The sequence below is a fragment of the Pseudoalteromonas piscicida genome (assembly GCF_002744175.1).
Lineage (GTDB): Bacteria > Pseudomonadota > Gammaproteobacteria > Enterobacterales > Alteromonadaceae > Pseudoalteromonas > Pseudoalteromonas piscicida_B.
Window position 1 is genome coordinate 1 of the sequence record NZ_NKHF01000132.1, and the last position, 778, is coordinate 778.

Sequence of the window (778 nt, forward strand, 5' to 3'; positions counted from 1 at the left end):
GCCGTGATCTTGCCACTGAGATGCAGCTAGCGTCTATGCCGAGCCATGATATCGAATCTCCGTTATATTAGTTGTAATATCGAAACGTTGCGCAAATGCAGCTTCAATTAAAAAATAAAAATACCAATAAAGATAATATTTTTCATTCTTAAACTTTTTAATTATTCAGCATGTAGACTGAAGCTGCTTTAGCCCATGCACCATCGGCTTCACATCCTCTGACTGAAATACGAATAGTAGTTTGACTTGCTTTTGCAGCTAAAAGTACTGATTTTAAGATTGGATCGGCATTCGTATTCCCAGTCCAGCCGTTATATCTCGGGCAAGCAGCTTTTGCACTACTTTGATATTCGTTGTGTGTATTTAATTTTACAGCAATACTGCCTGTTTCACTTGCATATAATTCAGTCACCTTACCTGATATTTCAAAAATGGCATTCGCGAAAGAAGGCGCTGAAAGAAGGGATAGCATTACTGCACATAATATTTTTTTCATTTTCGTTCCTTTAAAGTTAAAGTTTTTAATTATTTATAAGTAAAGCATTAGCCTTTCAGGCAAATAAAAAATATCACCTTGTAGAATTTAGCTATTAACACTCTTATTAATGCGCGATGTTACTTTTTCCACCTGCAGGTTGCACAGACAATAAAATAACAAAAACCGTGATGCATTATAAGTAATTAGGGTTTAGATAATAACGAAAATACTAGCAGACGGCCGCAGTTAATTCAACACACGCACTTCCAGATGCACTGTCTACATGCAAGTTTTTTGGTA

1 protein-coding gene is annotated in these 778 nt (G+C 35.9%); it reads right to left on the minus strand.

Annotated features, from left to right (window positions below):
• Positions 1 to 157: 157 nt before the first annotated feature.
• Positions 158 to 496 carry a hypothetical protein gene (locus CEX98_RS22075; protein ID WP_099644126.1) on the minus strand — a complete coding sequence of 113 codons (339 nt, stop codon included), beginning with the start codon at positions 494 to 496 and terminating at the stop codon, positions 158 to 160.
• Between the last annotated feature and the right edge of the window lie 282 nt (positions 497 to 778).

Coding starts and splice junctions, on each gene's coding strand:
- CEX98_RS22075 (WP_099644126.1), bottom strand. CDS start 496: ATGAAAAAAATATTATGTGCAGTAATGCTATCCCTTCTTTCAGCGCCT.